The 20,718-nt window shown below is 57.5% G+C and carries 10 protein-coding genes; all 10 read right to left on the bottom strand.

The window, feature by feature from the left end; all coding sequences use genetic code 11:
* Nucleotides 1-150: 150 nt before the first annotated feature.
* Nucleotides 151-2,376 carry a 1,4-alpha-glucan branching protein GlgB gene (gene glgB, locus ACXUPB_RS16080; protein WP_472953414.1) on the bottom strand — a complete coding sequence of 742 codons (2,226 nt, stop codon included), beginning with the start codon at nucleotides 2,374-2,376 and terminating at the stop codon, nucleotides 151-153.
* On the bottom strand, nucleotides 2,369-5,716 hold the full coding sequence (gene treS / locus ACXUPB_RS16075; RefSeq protein ID WP_045812081.1) for a maltose alpha-D-glucosyltransferase: 3,348 nt from the start codon (nucleotides 5,714-5,716) through the stop codon (nucleotides 2,369-2,371). The genes glgB and treS overlap by 8 nt, the downstream gene beginning before the upstream one ends.
* Nucleotides 5,717-5,819: 103 nt before the next feature.
* Nucleotides 5,820-7,847, bottom strand: a complete 2,028-nt coding sequence (locus ACXUPB_RS16070; RefSeq protein ID WP_035562448.1) for an alpha-1,4-glucan--maltose-1-phosphate maltosyltransferase — start codon at nucleotides 7,845-7,847, stop codon at nucleotides 5,820-5,822.
* 58 nt (nucleotides 7,848-7,905) lie between these two features.
* A complete protein-coding gene (gene glgX / locus ACXUPB_RS16065) occupies nucleotides 7,906-10,104 on the bottom strand; it encodes a glycogen debranching protein GlgX (RefSeq protein WP_082072553.1) in 2,199 nt (732 codons plus the stop codon).
* A gap of 112 nt (nucleotides 10,105-10,216) precedes the next feature.
* Nucleotides 10,217-10,825 (bottom strand): DUF2934 domain-containing protein, encoded by a 609-nt coding sequence (locus ACXUPB_RS16060; RefSeq protein ID WP_179916606.1) that lies wholly within the window; start codon nucleotides 10,823-10,825, stop codon nucleotides 10,217-10,219.
* A 74-nt stretch (nucleotides 10,826-10,899) separates the two neighbouring features.
* The gene (treY, locus tag ACXUPB_RS16055; RefSeq protein WP_472953411.1) at nucleotides 10,900-13,713 is read right to left on the bottom strand and encodes a malto-oligosyltrehalose synthase; all 2,814 of its coding nucleotides are present in this window, start codon (nucleotides 13,711-13,713) and stop codon (nucleotides 10,900-10,902) included.
* Complete coding sequence (malQ, locus tag ACXUPB_RS16050; protein WP_472953409.1) at nucleotides 13,706-15,847, bottom strand: 4-alpha-glucanotransferase; 2,142 nt, start codon at nucleotides 15,845-15,847, stop codon at nucleotides 13,706-13,708. The genes treY and malQ overlap by 8 nt, the downstream gene beginning before the upstream one ends.
* On the bottom strand, nucleotides 15,844-17,703 hold the full coding sequence (gene treZ, locus ACXUPB_RS16045; RefSeq protein ID WP_035562461.1) for a malto-oligosyltrehalose trehalohydrolase: 1,860 nt from the start codon (nucleotides 17,701-17,703) through the stop codon (nucleotides 15,844-15,846). The genes malQ and treZ overlap by 4 nt, the downstream gene beginning before the upstream one ends.
* 15 nt (nucleotides 17,704-17,718) lie before the next feature.
* Nucleotides 17,719-19,392, bottom strand: a complete 1,674-nt coding sequence (gene glgA / locus ACXUPB_RS16040) for a glycogen synthase GlgA (RefSeq protein ID WP_035562465.1) — start codon at nucleotides 19,390-19,392, stop codon at nucleotides 17,719-17,721.
* Nucleotides 19,393-19,629: 237 nt separating this feature from the next.
* On the bottom strand, nucleotides 19,630-20,574 hold the full coding sequence (locus tag ACXUPB_RS16035; protein ID WP_101147219.1) for an IS5 family transposase: 945 nt from the start codon (nucleotides 20,572-20,574) through the stop codon (nucleotides 19,630-19,632).
* Between the last annotated feature and the right edge of the window lie 144 nt (nucleotides 20,575-20,718).

Below are 20,718 nucleotides of genomic sequence, written 5' to 3'. Positions count from 1 at the left end.
TATCCTAACCAATGAATGCCCGCTCTCGCTAACCCGACAGAAAAAGAATAGGTGGCGCTGTTTAAAACCGTGCAGACCCTGGCTCAGTATCGAGTCAGGGCCGCTTTCACTTTAACGTGCTCCCGGAAAGTATTTCGGCTTTTTACTTGGTCATTGCATGTCGGCCGGGCGCAGCAGCAGTACCGCGAGTGGCGGTAGCGTCAATTCAAGGCTGGCGATTTGCCCATGAAGTGGGGAGTCTTCGGCGGTTAGCCGACCTAGGTTGCCCATGTTGGAACCACCATAACACTCCGCGTCACTGTTAAGGCGTTCTTCCCAACCACCGGCAAGCGGCACGCCCAGACGATAGCCTATGCGTGGGATTGGCGTCATATTGGCAACCACCAGCAACGGCTCACCGGTGGCGCTCCAGCGTAGCCAGGCAAAAACGCTATTGGTATTGTCATTGCCCACCACCCAGGTAAACCCTCGGGGTTCACTATCGCATTGGTGCAGAGCAGGTAGCTCGACGTAGCAGCGGTTAAGGTCGCTAAGCAATCGGTGGACACCGGTATGCCGGGCTTCGGCGAGCAGCGACCAATCCAGCTCACGGTCGTGGCTCCACTCCCGCCACTGACCGAACTCGCAGCCCATAAACAGCAGCTTCTTACCGGGTTGCGACCACATGATGGCGAGATAGGCGCGGAGATTGGCGAACTTCTGCCACTCATCGCCGGGCATCTTACCGATCAGCGAGCCCTTGCCGTGGACTACTTCGTCGTGAGAAATCGGCAAGACGTAGTGCTCAGAGAAAGCGTAGACCATAGGAAAGGTCATATCGTGATGCGAATAGGTGCGATACACCGGATCCTTGGCGATGTATTCCAGCGTGTCGTGCATCCAACCCATGTTCCATTTATAGGCAAAGCCCAGCCCGCCCTCCTTGGTCGGCTGGGTGACACCCGGCCAAGCGGTTGACTCCTCGGCAATAACGATGGTGCCGGGGGCTTCCTCGCTGATGACGTCATTGAGGTGGCGCAGGAAGTCGATGGTTTCCAGGTTTTCGTGACCACCAAAGCGGTTGGGAATCCATTCGCCTTCGTTACGGGAGTAGTTGCGATAGAGCATTGAGGCAACGGCATCGACACGCAATGCATCGACATGGAAATGCCGCAGCCAGTGCAGTGCCGAGGCGAGCATAAAGCCATGCACTTCACGCCTTCCCAGATTATAGATATAGGTGTCCCAATCCTGATGGAACCCCTCAAAAGGATGCTCATATTCGTACAGAGCGGTGCCATCAAAGCGTGCCAAGCCGTGGGGGTCGGTGGGAAAGTGGGCCGGCACCCAGTCGAGAATGACGCCCAGCCCTGCGCGATGGCACTCATCAACGAAGTAGGCAAAGTCGACAGGCTTACCGAAGCGGGCGCTAGGCGCAAACTGGCTCAATGGCTGATAACCCCAGGAGCCGCCGAACGGGTGCTCCATGATGGGCAAGAGTTCAACGTGGGTGAACCCCATGTCCAGCACATAAGGTATTAATTGCTCGGCCAGATCACGCCAACTATAGAGTTCGCCGTTGTCGCCGCCATGTTTGCGCCAGGAGGCAGCGTGCACTTCATAAATGCTTATTGGATGGGTCGGGTCATGGAGTTTTTGCCGCTGGGCGATCCATGCGTCGTCATGCCAGGTAAAGGGCGTGATGTCGGCTACCACCGAGGCGGTAGAGGGCGGTGCTTCGGTGGCTAAAGCAACTGGGTCGGCACGCAGGCCAATCGCACCGTAGGCCTCGACCACCTCATATTTGTACGCCTCCCCAGGCCCAAGGCGCGGTACGAATATCTCCCACACCCCGGCAGCAATGCGCAGGCGCATTATGTGTCGTCTGCCGTCCCAGCTATTGAAATTACCCACGACGGAAACACGCTGGGCATTCGGCGCCCAAACGGCGAAGCGCACGCCGTTGACGCCATCCACTGTCATGGGCTGGGCACCTAGGCAGTGCCCCAGCTGCCGATGGTTGCCTTCGCCTAGCAGGTAGAGATCCATTTCGCCCAGCAGCAGGCCGAAGCTATACGGGTCCTCGGTTAGCTGTTCGCCTTGGGGCCAGCGAATACGCAGCAGATAGGGAGCCGCATGCGGCAGCCGGGCAGCGAACAGACCAGGGATTTGTATGCCCGTCAGGCAGCAACGCACACTGCCGCCGTCGCGGTCGAGTACATCAACCCCTACCGCGCCGGGTAGGAATACGCGCAAAAACTGCCCTTTGCCATCACTGTGAATACCGAGGATGGCGAAGGGATCGCGATGGGTTCCTTGCGCTAGAGCGCTGGCGTCTTCCTCAGTCAACCACAAGCTGCGATCCAGAAGGGGTCGGGTGTGAATAACATTATTCATGTGGCTCTCCTGGGCTAAGTTGTTCGATGAGGGCAGCTAAGCCGTGCAGCGGCACACCCAACCATTCGGGGCGGTTGGCGGCTTCGTAGGCGATTTCGTAAGCCGTCTTTTCCAGCACGAACAGATCCACCGCCGCAGCGGCTCCGCTGGCTTGCTTCCATTCGTGGGGTATTTCCATGGTGGCCAGCCAATAAGCGTTGAGAAAGGCTTGGCGACCTTTAAGCAGATACTGCTCCACCACCGCATGGCTGGTGCCGGTATGCGTATCAGCGCCTTCATTGTCGCCGGGCCGGGCTTCCTCCACCTTGGCATAGGCGTAGTCGAAGGAGCGCAACATGCCAGCCACATCGCGCAGCGGGCTATCCTTCGCGCGACGCTCTTCCAAGGGCCTGGCCGGTTCGCCTTCAAAATCGATGATGTAAGCATCATCATGAGCCACCAGAACTTGGCCAAGATGTAGATCACCATGAATACGGGTGAGTAGGCTGCCTTGGGCAAGTTCCGACATCTTTTTGATGGCATCCATCAACGTGGCGCGGCGAGCCAAAATAATGTCGGCAAGCCGCTGTTCGGCTTCGTTGGCAGTGTTCTTGTGTTGCTCCAGCACGTTTAGCGCTTCCTCAACACGCTGCGTCACGCGTTGTGTCCAGTGCTGCACATGGGAGAGACCAGCGACTTCGGGCGTGAATGCTGGGTCGTCGTTGGGCGTCGCCAGCACCATATGCAGCTCACCCAATCGACGCCCTAAGGTAGTGGCAAACTCTGCCAACTCCTCGAAGGCGCCGTAGCGGGCTTCGGCTTTTGGCTCGCTTGCCCGTTCGTCGTCCGCCACCGCTTCACGAATGGCACGTTCCAGCTTATTGCGCGTCCATGACCAGGCATCGCCCTGGTTGTCGATGAAGCCTTGCAGAATCATGAGCGTTTGCGTGGCTCCCTCTTCGAGCCGGGTGACCACGCCGTACAAAGGCACGGTATGCGTAAAGCCCCGCTCAGTCAGGTAACTGCCGATTTCCGCTTCGGGATGAATGCCTGGCTCCAAGCGTCGGAACAGCTTGAGCACTAATTGATGATTGATGATCACCGAGCTATTGGATTGCTCGGCACTCTGCTGCACCACCTCGAGGTGCTCGGGAAGTGTCAGTTCGGCGAAGGTGGCGGTTGGCAAGAAATGAATTTCTCCTTTCTCATAAGGCAGCACGGTGCCTAGGCGCATGTTTTCTAGTACCGCCAGTGTAAAGGCATCCAGGGTGACCGCATCGGTGAGTAGCCCCACTTCGTGGAAGCGACGAACACGGGCCATGGCGAGCTGTTGGGGTAGCGGATTGCTCTGTTCATCTTCGCCCAGGAAAGCCAGCGGCAGTTGGTAGCGCTCGCTGCCTTGGCCATGTTTGACCTCCACTTCGCTAAACAGCAGCGTATGGCCGCTGTGCTCAAGGCTGGCAGTGGCGTGTAAGTGGACTTCCTCAATACGCGCCTGCTTGGCGGCGAACCAACGTCGCTTGGGCAGGTAGCTGGGCAGCGTCTCGCGTTCGAGTAGTCGCCTGGGTGTCTCCTCAAAAATCTCGTTAAGGCGCTTTTTGATAATCAGCGTAACGAAATCCGGCATGGGCTCTGGTACAGGCACATGCCACTCCGGCATGGCGGTAGCCGGGGCCAGCAAGAACCAGAAAAAACCGTAAGGAGGCAGCGTCAGCAGGTACGCCAGTTTACCCACCGGTGGAAAAGCGCTTCCGCCGACCATTTCTACCGGCACCTGACCGGAAAACGCGGAAAGATCGAGCTCCACCGCCTGGGCAGTGCTGGCCACATTGGCCACGCACAGCAGTGTTTCTGTCTCGCCATTATCGAGTGTCATCTCGCGTAGGTAGGCGAGAATATGCCGATTGGAGGGGTAGAGTGGCCGCATGGTGCCACGGCTGAAAGCACGGTGCTGGCTGCGTACTGCGAGTAGCCGCCGCATATTGCTAAGCAGCGAGTGCGAGTCACGAATTTGTGCTTCGACATTGACCGTTTGATAGCCGTAGAGCGGATCCATGATCGGCGGTAGCACGAGCTTGGCCGGGTCGGCGCGGGAGAAGCCGCCGTTGCGATCCACCGACCACTGCATGGGCGTGCGCACGCCGTCACGGTCGCCGAGATAGATATTGTCACCCATACCAATCTCGTCACCGTAATAGAGCACCGGCGTGCCCGGCATGGAGAGCAGCAGGCTGTTAAGCAGCTCAATACGCCGCCGGTCGCGTTCAAGCAGCGGCGCTAACCGACGACGAATGCCCAAATTAATACGAGCCCGACGGTCGGCGGCGTAGTGATTCCAGAGGTAGTCGCGCTCCTTATCGGTCACCATTTCAAGGGTCAGCTCGTCGTGGTTACGCAAAAAGATCGCCCACTGGCAGGTGGCCGGTATTTCCGGGGTCTGGCGCAAAATATCGGTAATCGGGAAGCGGTCTTCCTGGGCGAGAGCCATGTACATGCGCGGCATTAAAGGGAAGTGGAATGCCATGTGGCACTCATCGCCATCGCCGAAGTAGGGCCGGGTGTCCTCGGGCCACTGGTTGGCCTCGGCGAGCAGCATGCGGTCGGGGTAGCGCTCGTCGAGCACCGCGCGGATCTTCTTGAGTACCACATGGGTTTCGGGCAGGTTTTCGTTGTTGGTGCCTTCGCGCTCGACCAGATACGGTATGGCGTCCAGGCGCAGGCCATCGACCCCCATATCGAGCCAGTACTCCATGACCTTGAGAATCTCATCGAGTACCACGGGGTTATCGAAGTTGAGATCCGGCTGGTGGGAGTAGAAACGATGCCAGAAGTAGGCGCCGGCCACCGGGTCCCAGGTCCAGTTGGAGGATTCGGTGTCCAGAAAGATGATGCGTGTGCCGGGGTACTTTTGATCGGTGTCCGACCATACATAGAAGTCGCGCTCTGGTGATCCTGCTGGCGCCTGTCTGGCGCGTTGAAACCACTCGTGTTGGTCAGACGTATGGTTGATGACCAGTTCGGTAATCACGCGCAGTCCGCGCTGGTGGGCCTCCTGGATGAAGCGCTTGGCGTCATCAAGCGTGCCGTAATCGGGGCTAACGCTGGTGTATTCAGCAATATCGTAACCATCGTCGCGACGCGGCGAGGGGTAGAACGGCAAAATCCAAATCGTGTTGACGCCCAGGCTGACGATATAGTCGAGCTTTTGGATAAGCCCTTCGAAGTCGCCGATACCATCATCGTTGGCATCGAAGAAGGCCTTCACGTGTACCTGGTAAATCACCGCATCTTTGTACCAGAGTGGGTCATCGAGGAAATCCATCGCCTCGACGGCGTGTGTTTCGCTGCTGGCATCCATCATTGGCTTACCCTCTCTGCTTTGATCATTAGATAACAATTGACATGAACTAGCGGCTTCCAAGCCAATACCGTTGTTAATAAACCGGTAGCTAATAAACCGGAAGCTAGTGAACCGGGCGAAGTCGCCAAATGGCGAACGGCATAACGCTGGGGTCTAAGCGCATCGATTGCCATTTGCCATGCCAAGTCCATTGACGGCCACTCATGAGGTCCTCCACATGCAGTGCCGCCTCATCGGGAACTTCGAATAGCGCCATGGGCAACTCAAAGGCGCCCTCCTGAGGCTCAAACGGGTCAAGGTTGACGGCGACCAAGATGGCCTCGTCGCTTAGTTCGGTGCGCTTGGCGAAGAGCAATAAACGGTCGTTGTGTACCGCATGGAAGGTCAGCCCAAGATGGCTATGCAGCGCCGAATTCTCGCGACGGATGCGGTTGAGTTGGGCGATCTCATAGATGATGTTGCCGGGGGCGCTATAGTCGCGCAGGCGAATCTGGTACTTCTCTGAATCGAGGTATTCCTCCTTGTCGGGTACCGGTGCGCCTTCGCAGAGTTCAAAGCCGGAGTACATGCCCCACAATCCTGATCCCATGGTGGCCAGCGCCGCGCGAATCAGGAATCCCGCCCGCCCAGACGATTGCAGAAAATAGGGATTGATATCCGGTGTGTTAACGAAAAAGTTGGGCCGATAGCCGTCACGCAGGGGCGATTCATTGAGTTGCGTGAAGTATTCGGTTAGCTCCGCCTTGGTATGGCGCCAAGTAAAATAGGTATAGCTCTGTGTGAAACCCAGCTTGCCCAGGCGCAGCATCATGGCCGGGCGGGTAAACGCTTCGGCCAGGAAAATCACATCGGGGTCACGTTGGCGAAGATCGGCAATTAACCATTCCCAAAAGGGCAGCGGCTTGGTGTGTGGGTTATCAACCCGAAATATCTTTACCCCTTCATCGACCCAGCCTTGAACCACATTGCGCAGTTCAAGCCACAGCGAGGGAATCGCCTCTTCGGCGTAGAAATCGACGTTGACAATATCCTGATATTTTTTGGGCGGATTCTCGGCATAGCGAATCGAGCCGTCGGGCCGCCAGGAGAACCAGCCGGGGTGCTCCTTGAGCCAGGGGTGATCCGGTGAACACTGAATGGCAAAATCGAGCGCTATCTCAAGGCCGTGGTCGGCCGCGACACGGACCAGCTCGCGGAAGTCTTCGCGGGTGCCAAGCTCAGGATGGATGGCGTCATGTCCGCCTTCTTCGCTGCCAATGGCGTAAGGGCTGCCTGGGTCGTTCGGCCCGGCTTCAAGGCTATTGTTAGGCCCTTTGCGATACGCCCGACCGACAGGATGGATAGGCGGGAAATAGAGCACGTCAAAGCCCATGTCGCGGATTAACGGTAGCCGCCTGTGCACATCCTTGAACGTGCCGTGGCGATTGGGATCGTCGGTTTCCGAGCGGGGGAACAGTTCGTACCAGCTGGCAAAACGCGCTTTAAGCCGTTCGACTTCGAGCGGATAGAGGGCGTCGCTTCTGGTTATGTGCGGACGAGTATCCGCTTCGTGCATCAATCTAGTGGTTATATCATCTAATAGCAGCGCGACGCGGTCAGCATCATTCTGCGCCAGCCGGAATTGCTCAAGGAGGTCAGCCAGTGATTTATACAGCGCTCCCTCGCTACGCTCGGCGGCTTGTTCCACCAGTTGTCTGCCTTCTTCCAGTTCGAGCCCGATGGGAACCCCCGCCTGGTGTTTCTTGGCGAGTTCGTAGTGATAAGTGGCATACACATCCCACCAGGCTTCAATAATAAAACCATGGCGGCCCACCCGGAGAGGCGTGAAACTCCCTTCCCATACATCCAGGCCGAGGGGCTCGATCTGGCTCATGGGCGCGCGCTGTTGCTGCCCCTCATCGTCATGCCAGCAGATAGCCGCTGCCAGCACATCGTGACCGTCCGCGAAGATGGTGGCTTTCACCACTACCGTTTCGTTAACGATGGACTTGGTCGCAAAGCGCCCTTGATCCAGGGAAGGGGTGACGGCTTCAATGGCAATGCGCGGGGCATGGGTGGCCGCTAGGCCATGGTCCTGGTGTTGACTCTGTGCCGGGAGAGCCCCGGACGTGGGATAGACAGGTGAACTCATCGCATGCTTCTCCTTGCAGCGCGAAAACGACAGCGAAGGTATCCGCGCCGCCTTATATCTAGGTAACGGCGCCTTCGCCGTGCTGTACTAGCTCTAGCAGGGCCAGTGAACGACCTTCCATCCTGTGTTCCTCTCCAAAGGCGCGCTGGAAGGGGGCTTCCTCAATGGTTTGGCTGGTGTCGAGGCGGCATAACCATCCGCTACCACTCGGTGCGGCCGGTAGTTGAAAAGCGACGGCCTCATGGTGCGCATTGAAAATTAGCAGCAAGGTGACATCGGCCCCCGCACGGCGTATACCGGAAGGCTGGGCGCGACCATCGAGTAATAGGCCGAGTGTGCGCGCCTCGGTATCTTCCCAGCGCTCAACATCCATTTCGGCACCATCCGGGGCCAGCCATGCCACTTCCTTGAGCCCCATTTCCTCGTTGTACTCACCGGAAAGGAAGCGACCTCGACGCAGGATGGGGTAGCGCAACCGCAGTGCGATCACCCGTCGCAGGTACTCGATCATGGCGTGGGCGTCACCGTCTAAGTTCCAATCCACCCAACTGATCTCGTTATCCTGGCAGTAGGCGTTATTGTTGCCTTGCTGGGTGCGCAATAGTTCATCGCCCGCCAGCAGCATCGGCGTGCCTTGTGAGAACAGCGTGGTGGCGATGAAGTTACGGATCTGACGCAGCCGTAATGACTGGATATCCTCATCGTCAGTAGGGCCCTCCACGCCATGGTTCCACGATAAATTGTGACCATGGCCATCCTTGTTATCCTCGCCGTTCGCCTCGTTATGCTTATCGTTGTAGGCCACCAGATCAAAAAGGGTATAGCCATCGTGGGCCGTCACGAAGTTGACCGAGGCGAAAGGCCGCCGGCCTCGCCGCTTGAAGAAATCCGCCGACGCCATTAGCCGGGTAGCAAGCTCCGGTAACTGCCCTTCATCGCCGCGCCAGAAAGCGCGCACCGTATCCCGGTAGCGGTCATTCCACTCCGCCCAGCCCGGCGGAAAGCCACCGACTTGGTAGCCGCCGGGGCCGCAGTCCCAGGGTTCGGCAATTAGCTTGACCTGGCTTAGAACGGGATCCTGTCGGCAAGAGTCGAGAAAACCGCCGCCCTCATCGAAGCCGTGGGGTTCGCGGCCAAGAATGGTCGCCAAGTCAAAGCGGAAACCATCAACGCGCATCTCGGTGGCCCAGTAGCGCAGCGAGTCAGTGACCATTTGCAACACACGCTGATGGCTCAGGTTAAGGGTGTTACCCGTGCCGGTATCGTCGATGTAGTAGCGCAGTTCGTCGGGCATCAGCCGGTAGTAAGAAGCGTTGTCGATCCCCTTAAGGGAAAGGGTGGGGCCTAGTTCGTTGCCCTCGGCGGTGTGGTTGTAAACCACGTCGAGAATGACCTCGAGATCGGCGGCATGATAGCGCGCCACCAATTCCTTAAATTCATTAATGCTGTCGCCAGAGATATAGCGCGAATGGGGGGCGAAAAAACCGAGCGTGTTGTAGCCCCAGTAATTGCGCAGCCCTTGCTCTAACAGACGCTGATCATCAACGAAGGCGTGGATCGGCAGTAACTCAACCGACGACACGCCAAGCGAGCGGATGTAGTCAACCACATCGTTGACCATCAGCCCGGCAAAGGTACCGCGCAGCGCTTCCGGCACCGACGGATGACGCATGGTGTAGCCACGCACATGGGTCTCATAAACAATGGTGTGATCCCAAGGCAGCTGCACGCCTCGTGAGCGCCCCCAGGTGAAGGCCGGGTCGATCACGCGGCAGCGGGGCATAAATGCTGCACTGTCCCGCTCATCGAAACTTAGATCACCATCGGGATGGCCAATGGTGTAACCAAACAGCGCTTCATCCCATTGCAGGTCACCCACAATCTGCTTGGCGTAAGGGTCGAGTAGCAGTTTATTGGGGTTGAAGCGGTGGCCTTCCTCGGGTGCGTAAGGCCCATGCACACGGTAACCGTAAAGCTGGCCGGGGCGGGCGTCGGGTAAGTAGCCATGCCAAACTTCGTCGGTGTATTCGGGCAGCTCAACACGCGCCACTTCCTGTTCGCCGGTTTCATCAAACAGGCATAGTTCAACTCGGGTGGCATTCGCGGAGAACAACGCGAAATTAACGCCTAGGCCATCCCAGGTCGCTCCTAAAGGAAACGATGACCCTTCGTGAACACGTGCGTGCCGCATAACGCTTGGGGTTTCGTCGGCGGCAACGGACTTATCGCTGTCCCGCGAGGCGTGGCTTGTATTCATTGCATTCATCCTTGGGCCATTCGGGCACTTGGGAGTTAGCTAACGTTTTAACGTCTGTTTTTTAACGAGCGTTTTTAACGACATTGTTAATAACAGCTTTTAACTAGTACTTTTAACTCTCGGGGTCGCTTGTCTTAGGCGTGTTGGTTTTCTTCGCCTTTGGCGTCGCTTTTTTCGCTGTCTTGGCATCTGTCTTTTTAGCCGTTGCCGCCTTACCCGCTTTTTTAGGTGTGTTGGCTGTCTTAGCTGTGTTCGTCTCTTTACTAGCGGCCAGCGGGTCGCTGCTACGCCGCGGGCGGCGGGTACGCGCCACCGTGGCGGAGTCCTCAGGCAGTGGCTCCATCAAACTCGCTGTAGCGTCGGGATCGGTGGGTGCCTGGGGCGGATGGCCACGATCCTGCACCGGCAGGTCCTGCCCGACTACGGTGTCGTCGCGAAAGGGAGCTTCATCAAAGGCGGGGTCGCCGTCGGGGTCTTCCAGCGGTAAACGGTTCTCCTGGATGCCCACCTCGTCATCCTCTAGCGGCAAGTCCTCCTCCAAGATAGGTGTTTCGTCCAGAGGCTCACCGACTTCTTCCAAATCGGCGTCGTTACCGGCTGCTTGCTCAGTGGCAACGATCTTTAACGCTCTGTCCCAATGGCGTTGCTGTTGGCCTTCGGGTCGTCCTTCAGCTTCCCAGATGCTGTAGGCCAGTTGACGTACGCGTTCTTCGTCAGTCATGTCAGCTCATCCTATGTCCTATTTCACAATTCGTTTTCGACGCTCGTTTACGATGTGACAGGGTGTTGAAGTCATTAAGAAGTAACCCAAGCGCCACTGCTCTCCGTGTCGTCATCGCGCAGGTAGACACCGACGGGTAGTTCCGCCAGCAAGGAGGCAATAGGAAGTCCGTGGTCGCCTATCTCCAGCGAAGACGCGGTCAACACCCCCTGCCAAACACCAGCATCTGGCTGTAGCAAAGTATCTCCCCAGTGTGACGGGGGAATATGCGGTAGCTCGGCGTTGCCTAGCAGGGCAGTTGTCAGCCGCGGTACTACCACCAACAATCGGTAGCCAGCGTAACGCCGGGTAAATGCCACCACGTGGTCGGCATGCTCACCGGTTGCCGAGATAGGATGATAATCACCGTGGGTAAATAGCCGTGGATGACGATGGCGCAGCGCCAGTAACCGGGCGATGAGCGCTTGCTTTATTCGTCCATCCCGCCACGTTAATAGTGCCTCTGTAGGCGTGAGGGCCGCTTCAAGCGCTGCTTGACGCGCGGCATGGTCGACGGGGCGGCGGTTATCAGGATCGACCAAGCTGTAATCCCAGAATTCGCCACCTTGGTAAAGATCAGGCACGCCGGGTACGGTCAAGCGCAGTACCGTCTGTACGAGGCCATTGAGGGCGCCTGGTAGATCGATAGTGCGTGCCGCCGCTGCAATGGAATCGCGCAAGGGCGGTGTGGTCAGTAAGTCTTCAAGGAACGCTTGAGAAGCGGACTCATAAGTATCATCTGGCCATAGCCAATGGCTGCGTAACTTGGCTTCGCGCAGGGCTTTTTGCTGCCACTGAGCGAGCCGCTGGGTAAACGTTTGCATCTCGTCGTTGTCCAGCGGGTCAAGCGTTGGCGCCCAAGCCCCTAGAAGAACCTGATAGAGAATCAGTTCATCGCCCGGTGAGGGAGCAACCCCGTTGGGCAACGATCGGCGCAGCGGGGCGGCTAACCGCCGCCAATGCTCAATGTGTGTCGCAAAGTGAGTGGCGTGTTCACTGAGTGCTGCTAATCGAGCGCGAACATCTTCGCCACGCTTGTGGTCGTGGGTGGCGGTGGTCACCATGGTGCGAGGGAATTGGCGGGCACGCCGGGCATTCGCCTCATGAAAGTGCCTGGGCGAATGGCTGAAGTGCTCGCCATCGAAGCCCACATCGTTTCGCGAGATCAACACGGCGCTGCGATATCCCGCGGTATCTTCCACTGCCTTGGCCGCCACCGGCGAGGTGAGCTGCTGGAAACGCACTATGGCGCGCTGACGCAGTCGGCGCTCTTCAGCATTAGCGATGTCTTGGGGAGCTTCTCCCCCCAGCCAGCGCTCCATGGTTTCAAGAACGGCAGCGTCGGGTGGATTTAGCGCTTGCCGAGCCCCTCGCATCGCCTGAGTGAAGAAGGGGGCATCGGCTTCGGGGCGCCCGGCTTCGTCGGCATAGCTGCGATAGATGGGGAAGTGAACGATTAATGCTTCCAGCGCCCGGCTGATGGCCGCCAGGGTAATATCACGGCTGGCCAGCTGGGTGCGAGCAACGGCATGCAGGGCGTTGGCACAGGCATTGAATTCGCTGGCCAGTAGTGAGGTCAGTATCTCGCGCCTGGCCAGCCGTACCTCAGCTAAAAAATCAACGTCTCGGCCACTGATTTCCTGCCAAAGCGTTCGCAATGGTGCGGCACTGGCCGGGTTGTGCTGTATGCCTGAGACCTCGTTCATAAACTCATAACCGCTGGTGCCGTCCACGCCCCAGTCGTCATGTAGTGTTTCGCCATCACCCAAAATCTTTTCTACATAGAGAGCGACGTGGGGAGGCACATCGGCTGGTCGCTTGGCTTGCAAGGCATCCAGGCGCTGGCGAAGCTTTAGGCAATAACCGCGTGGGTCGGCAAGCCCATCAACGTGGTCGACCCGTAAGCCATCGACCCAGCCCGCTTCGACCAAACGTAACGGCAGGGCATGAACGGCTTCGAACACTTCCGGCACTTCAACGCGTAGTCCACCCAGTTCGGTGACATCGAAGAAACGCCGCCAGTTGATCTCATCAGAAGCGGTGCGCCACCACGCCAGGCGGTAATGCTGGCGTTCAAGTAAGTTATGCAGGCGAATGGCGCCGTTGGGATTTGCACCGTCGAACAGGGGCAGAACAGCGTCGAGCGACTGCCGGGCAGCGGGGGATTCCATCACCTTGCTTAGTTGATAACGCGCCTCGTCAGCGGCGGTATAGGCGTCTTCGCGTTGCTGCAGGGCATCGAAAAAAGCCGCCTGTTCGTGCAGCACGTTGTGCTCAGCAAAGCGTAGTATGTCGCCGTAATGACGAGGGTCGATGGGAAAACGGTGCTCGTGATAATCCACATGGAAGCCCGCCGTATCGGCGTCGTAGCTCAGTTCTAATTCACCCGAATGCAGGGTTTCGGCATAAGGATCACCCAAGAACGGCACAAGCAGCTTTCCGGCAAGCGAGGGGGCGGCGTTATTAATATCAGCAGCGTGCCAGTCAATATCGAAGAAGTCGGCATAGGGGCTATCTTTCCCCCAGGTCAGCACATCCTGCCACCAGCGGTTTTGGGAGCCCCCCACCGCTAGGTGGTTGGGGACAATATCCAGGATTAGCCCCATGCCGCGCGAGCGAAGCCGCGACACTAAGCGCTCCAGCGCCGCCTCGCCGCCTAACTCAGGGTCGATGCGTGTTGGGTCGATGCCATCGTAACCATGGGGCGAACCGGCACGTGATGCCTGTAGAGGTGAGGCATAGATATGACTAATACCCAGGCTGGCGTAATAGTCTACCCAGTGTTCGGCATCCTCTAAGGTAAAGTCGCGGTGAAACTGCAACCGCACAGTCGCGAGGATTTCATTCATGAGTCGATTTCCCAGATAGGGCGGATCGTGATGGTTTGCCAGAGGAGGAGTCTTTACGTGCACGCGTCAGCGCCGCGAGCCGTTGACGAACCTCATCCGATGTCAGTAAATCATTGGCATCGGATGCCCAGCGCCGACGCCAATTAGGGTGCTCATCCACCGTGTTCGGTAAGTTGGCTTGCTCCTCAAGCCCTAAGGCGTCTTCAACCGGGAGCAAGAGTAACGGCGCGGGCGTGGCGGCTAAGTGACGCGCACACGCATCAAGTACCTGCGAGGCGGGTATATCGGCCGCTTCTAGCGTCTCGGTCGTTGGCTTTACACCCAGTAAGCCCAGCGTCGCGGCGAGTTTGGCACGCTCCTTGCGCCTGGCTAGCCGTTCGCTTTCAGCACTTTGCGTTTCCTTGAGCAGCCCCAAGCGGCTGCGCCATTCAATATCGCGCCCCGCCCACCAGCCCGCTACGGTGGGCAGGTCATGGGTTGAAGAGGTGGCCATGGCATTGGGGTTCCAATCGCTGGCGGTAAGGTAGTGATGCGCCTCGTCCTGCTCGAACCACAGCACCTGCATGCCCAATATGCCGCGGGCGGTAAGGCGTTCGCGAAAGCCGGGGGCGACGGTGCCCAGGTCTTCACCAATCACGATGCCGCGGTGTCGCCACGACTCCAGCGCCACCAGGCGGAGCATGTCGTCTAGCGGGTAGCGGAGATAACCGCCTTCAGTGGGCGGTGCGCCACGGGGAATGAGCCATAGTCGCAACAAGCCGAGGATATGATCGATGCGCACCCCGCCAGCATGGGCAAAGGCACTGCGCAGCATGTCAATGAAACTTCGAAAGCCTGAACGCTTCAGACCGTCGGGCGAAAAGGCGGCGAGGCCCCAGTTTTGACCATGGGCATTAAACAGGTCGGGTGGGGCGCCAATTGAGACGCCTTCCAGCATATCCGTTGGGCGGCTCCAGGTTTGGCTGCCACCGGCATCCGCCCCCACCGCCAGATCTGCGATCAAGCCAATCGCCATACCGCTCTCACGGGCGACTCGCTGAGCACGGGACAGTCCATCGGCGGTTATCCACTGCAAGAAAGCATGAAAACCGATTTCATCGGCACGGGTTTCGGCGAAGTGAGCAAGCTTAGGGCTGGCTGGGTCGCGTAGTTCTTCGGGCCACTCTCGCCAGTCGCCGGGGCCGAGTTCTCTTTGCAGGGCTTCGAAGCGGCAATGATCTTCCAGCAAGGCGCCACCCGCACGGCGAAATGCCTGCATTTCCCGGTGGAGGGTTTGGGCTTCATCATCTTCACGCGCCATGAAGTCATCGTAGAGATAACGCAGCCAGGAGAGCTTGGCGCGTGCTGCCTCGGGCCAATCGAGGTAGTCATCGGCTTCCAGGCGGCGCAGCTCAGCATGCAGCCCATTACGTGCCTGGGCGTCATAAACACTGGCGTCGCCCAGCAGGGTTTCTGCAGCGCTGTAAAGCACGTTATAGAGTAGGCGGGTGGAGGGGGAGTAGGGGCTGTAGCGCTCAGGGTCGGCGCTAAACATGGCATGGGTCGGGCTAATTGCCAGGGCATCCGCGCCTTGCTCGGCGGCATGCAAAACGCACTGTTCCAGTGCCAAGGTGTCGCCGATGCCGCCGTCCCCGGGACGCCGCAGTGCGTAAAGCTGCGCTGCCAAGCCCCATAGTCGTGGTGTAATCTCACCGCTGGCGTCACTCAGTGAATAACACTGGTGTGGCGCAACGGCCAGGGTCAGTTCGGTATCGGCTACCTGCAACTGGTGATAGCCGATCTCGGTAATGCTGGGCACCGCACCGCCATCGTCAAGGTAACCTTGTTTAGAACCGCCTTGCTCAAGCTGCAATGTAAACGCGGTGCCGGGAGGCAACGGCGAGGGCAGCGGTATCGGCGTGTCACAGTCGGCGGTAAGCAGCGGTGGCCATTCTGCAGGGCTTCGCGGCGCATGCAGGCGTTTCAGGCGTTGCAAGCCTTCCTTCATGGCAGACTTACTCGACGTTGAATAGCCGAGTGCTTCCAGTAGGTTACGCTGAGCCTGCTCAGACAATTGGCAGTGCTCGCCGTCGCTATTTTCCCACTCAAGTAGTAAACCGGCCGCTTCGGCGAGTTCCCTCAACGACGCTTTCATGCACTGACCTCCTCGTCACCGGGGGTGTGGCGCAACCAGGCAGCCGCGGCACGGGGTGGCATCCGGCCGCTCTCGGTGGCCTTTGCGGCGCCTTCGGTAGTTTCATAAAGCAGTTGACCTACTCCCAACCCCGGCGTGGCTGCCGCCTGCTGCCCAAGATTGAGTGCTATTACCAGTTGGGTGTCGTCACTCATTCGCCAGCGGGCCAGTACGGCCTTGTCGCCGAGCACTTTTGCCCCCAGTGCTTCTGCGCCAGGCAGGCGCGGCACAATATGCTGGTGACGCAGCGCTAATAGCGTGCGATAGCGGTGCAAACAGGCGGCAAAGGGAGATGTTTCCCTCGCGGCGAAGTCGGGGATGGAGGCTTCGAAGGTGGTCAGCGCATTAGGGTCGGGTATGCGTTCGCGGCTCTTCTCGTCAAAAAAAGCGCTAAAGTCGGCAAACTCTGCCCGCCGCCCTTCGCGAACCGCTTGGGCGAGCTCCTCATTATGTTCAGTGAAGAATAGAAAGGGTCGGGTGGAACCCCACTCTTCGCCCATGAACAGTAGTGGAATCATGGGTGACAGCAGCAGTAAAACCTCAGCGGCTGCCAGTGAATCGGCATCGGCGAGCATGCTCAATCGTTCGCCAAGGGCGCGGTTACCGGTCTGATCATGGTTCTGGAGAAACGCGACGAAGGCTGTTGGCGGCAGATGGGCGCTGGGCTCTCCGCGGGAATGTCCATGACGCGATGTATGGCCCTGAAATATAAAGCCTTCACTGAGGCAGCGGGCCAGCCTAGGCGTAGCGTTATCGACAAAATCGCTGTAATAGCCTTCCTGCTCGCCGGTCAGCAAGACATGCATCACGTTGTGCCAGTCGTCATTCCATTGAGCGGTAAACTGCTGTTGGTTGAGCAGGCTGGCGGTATTGCCTTCGTTCTCTAGCACCAGATGAATATGCCGCTCGGGAGCCATTTGGGTGCGTATTGTGCCGGCCAACTCGACCAGGAAGTCCTGCTCGCTAATGGCGTGGACAGCATCGAAACGCAAGCCATCCAGGTGATACTCCTCCAACCACATCAAGGCGTTATCGATGAAGTAACGACGTACCATCGGTTGGCGGAAGTCGATGGAAGGCCCCCAGGGTGTGACCAAATCCTCACGGAAGAAGGCGCCAGCGTAGTTGGCCAAATAGTTACCGTCGGGGCCGAAGTGGTTGTAGACCACATCAAGAAACACCATCAGGCCGTAGGAGTGAGCCTCGTCGATCAGTGCTTTCATGTCATCAGGGCTGCCGTAGGAGGCTTCCACCGCGTAGGGCAGTACGCCGTCGTAGCCCCAGTTACGCGCACCGGGAAATTCCGAGACCGGCATCAACTCAATGGCATTGACCCCTAGTTCGGCCAGGTAGGGCAGGTGTTGGCGCACGCCTTTAAAGCCACCCAGGGTGCCGACATGCAGTTCGTAAAGCACGGTTTCGTGCCACGGGCGCCCCTGCCAATCGGCGTTTTTCCACTGGTAGTTATTGGGGTCGATCACCACACTGGGGCCGTCGATATCACCGGCCTGAGCACGGGCGGCGGGGTCGGGCACTAGGCTGCCCTGCTCGTCGTCCTTATCGAACACTCGGTAGCGGTAGCGAGCACCGTGCTCACAGGCCACTTCGGCCGTTACGCGGCCGTCATCGGCCTGATCCATGGTGACACTGGGCAGGCCCTCGACCTCTACATCGACCCGGTGAGCGCCCTGCGCCCACAGCACAAAACGAGTCCGTCCCTCGCCCAAAACCTGAGCGCCAAAGGTGGGGTGAAAACGGCTCGTATGTAGCTTGTTTTTCTTCAATCTGGTGGTCTGGAGCTGAGGCCTTTCAAACATCGCTTGTCACCTCCATCATTGGGCCAGTGCCGCCTCGTTACCTGCCTGTTCAAGGGCCTGCAGGTACAGCTTGCTATAGGGAACAATTGACTGTTTCCAGTGGTAGCGTCCTGTCATCGCCGCCCCCCGCATGGCATTGAACAGGTCGGTCGACTTGTAGACTGCGAAGGCACGCTGAATGGCATGCATATAGCTGCCGAACTGCATGTCATCGAACAGAAAACCGGTCACGCCGTCTTCGATGGTATCGGCCAGGCCGCCAGTGCGGTGAGCGATCGGCAGTGACCCAAAACGCTGGGCATACATCTGGCTCAGCCCGCAGGGCTCGAAGCGTGAAGGCATTAGCAGGAAATCACTCCCCGCGAAAAGGCAGCGAGCCTGATACTCATCGAAACCGATATAGGCTGTAATGGCACCAGGAAAACGAATGGCCAGCTTACGCAGGGCTTCCTCGACGTGATGTTCTCCGCAGCCCATAAAAACGATTTGGCCGCCCGCATGGACAATGGCCTTCGCGGCCTCGATGGTCAGATCAAGCCCTTTCTGATGCACCATGCGTGAGATCACGGCAAATAACGGGCCCTGGCTGGGGGTGAGTCCAAAATGGCGGCGCACATAATCCGCATTGGCCCGTTTGCCGCGCCAATCATTAGAAGAGAAAGCCTGAATCAAATGGCTATCGGTACGTGGGTCCCAGGAGTCGTCAATACCATTGGGAATACCGCTCAAGCGACCCTGTTCGGCTTTGCAGCGAAGCAGCCCGTCCAGCCCACATCCGAATTTAGGGGTGGTGATCTCTTGGGCGTAGGTGGCGCTGACGGTGGTTACTTGCGAGGCATAGACAATTCCCGCTTTCATGAAGGAAAGGTCGCCATAATATTCGACGCCATGAATGTTAAATGCGTCGTAGGGAATGCCAAGTAACGCTAGGCGCGAGGCATCAAATACGCCTTGGTAAGCCAAGTTGTGGATGGTGAAAATGGTTGGAATTGAGTGCCCTTGCCAATGCACGTAGGCGGGCGCCAATCCGCACGCCCAGTCATTGAGATGTAGTAGTTGGGGCTGCCAATCCAAATTCGCTTTGCCCAGGGCGATATCAGCCGCCGCCCGTGACAGCCTAGCAAAGCGAATATCGTTATCGTTCCAGCCTATATCCTGACCATCGCCATAACCGCTTGAGCCGGTGCCATAGGGAGTGCCTTCACGCTCATAAAGCTCTGGGCAGAGCAGCACGTAAACGATCAGCCCATCGCGGCAGGTTAGCTGGCCAATATCACAGGCTGGCAATCCCGCAAAAGCGGGCAAATGGCCAACCGTCACGATGTCATAATCGGACTGAACCATTTCCCGATAAGCGGGGATTAATACCCGTACATCGTGATGCGCTGCCAGTGCGCGGGGAAGCGCTGAAGAGACGTCGCCCAGACCGCCGACCTTAACAAAATCGGTAATTTCAGTGGTAACAAATAGAATGCGTTGTGGAGAGTCGAGTTTATCGTTATGGCGTCGATCAATAATGTCGTAACGGCGATCGGTAACAGTTTGATTTAAATGGTGCCGGGGGATTACTTGGTTATCGGTGAAAGGAGCATCCTTCAGTCTAGGCCCCTCTTTTTCGTCATTTTCTACCATGCTCTCGTCCGACATGCTTTTAACGTTAGCAACCTCACTCAAAGCCACATCGCCCATGCTCTACCTCCCTGGATTACCATGGTCAATACTGTTTAACTGATAGCTTTTAACTAGATCGCCTTAAGTCAGACAGTATTTAGGTATTTAATATTTAGGGAAGGTCTGAATAACTGCCGATATTCATCACCGCTCACTTGAGCCGAGAAAAAATCGAAAATTCAGACATTCTTCTCCCGTTCTTTGTGTATTTTTGCCCGTTTCCCGCTCATTGAGCGGAAAACGGGCGCAATCGCCCTATTCCCATAGGTATTTCTCACTGATCAGCAGGTTGCTGAACGCCGCCAGCAAGTGCAGGCGCTGAGTGTTTTTGGCCAGTCCACGATAGCGAGCCTTGCCATAACCAAAAACTTGTTTGATGTACCGAAAGGGGTGCTCCACCTTGGCACGGATACTGGCTTTGATTTTTTCGACTTTCTGTCGCCTGGCATCTAGCTGCTTGCGGGTGCCAGGCCGTTTGGCAATATACCAAGAGACATCGTTGCGGTGCTTGTGCTCGTCTCGTTTTTGAATACCAAGGTAACCGGCATCACCGAAGACGCGTTGCTCTTCACCGTGAAGGAGCTTATCGGCAGGCACAATGTCATGGACATTGGCAGCCGTGGTCTCAATGCTGTGAATCAACCCAAGCTTATCGTCGACACCTATGTGCATTTTCATGCCAAAGTGCCAAGAGCTACCTTTTTTAGTTTGGTGCATTTGCGGATCGCGCTCGCCTTTTTTGTTTTTGGTGGAACTAGGCGCAGAAATGATAGTGGCATCGACAATGCTCCCTTCGCGCAGCATCAGGCCATTTTTCTCCAGGTGGTTGTTCACTTCCTGGAACAGCACCTTGCCAAGGCCGTGGCGTTCCAGAAAATGGCGAAACTTGAGAATCGTGGTTTCGTCCGGCAATCGGTCCAGTTTCAAACCGGCGAATTGGCGCATGGACTCGATCTCGTAGAGGGCGTCTTCCATGGCCGGATCGCTCAGGTTGTAAAACAATTGCATGCAATGGACGCGGAGCATGGCAGACAGTTGATACGGAGGCCGCCCGCTCTCGCCCTTGGGGTAATAACGGGCTACCTTCTTCTCCAACTGCGTCCAGGGGATCAGCTTGTCCATCCGCTCCAGAAAGAGTTCGCGGCGGGTCTTTCGCTTCTTGTTCTGGTACTCGGCTTCTGAGAAGGTGATTTGATCCATGGCAGCACTGAATCCTATGCAGTTGACGATAGCCGTATTATCGCTGATGGCAGTGACTTTTTCAGAGCTTCCTTAGGTATCTAGTATTTGACTACCTAGTTCACTACTCCCTAATGACTTCCTTTCCTCACCCTCGGCTACCAT

The organism is Vreelandella sp. DA03-1M (assembly GCF_055725665.1).
Note: the sequence above shows the minus strand (reverse complement) of the source record. Positions and strands in the feature narration are given on the sequence as shown.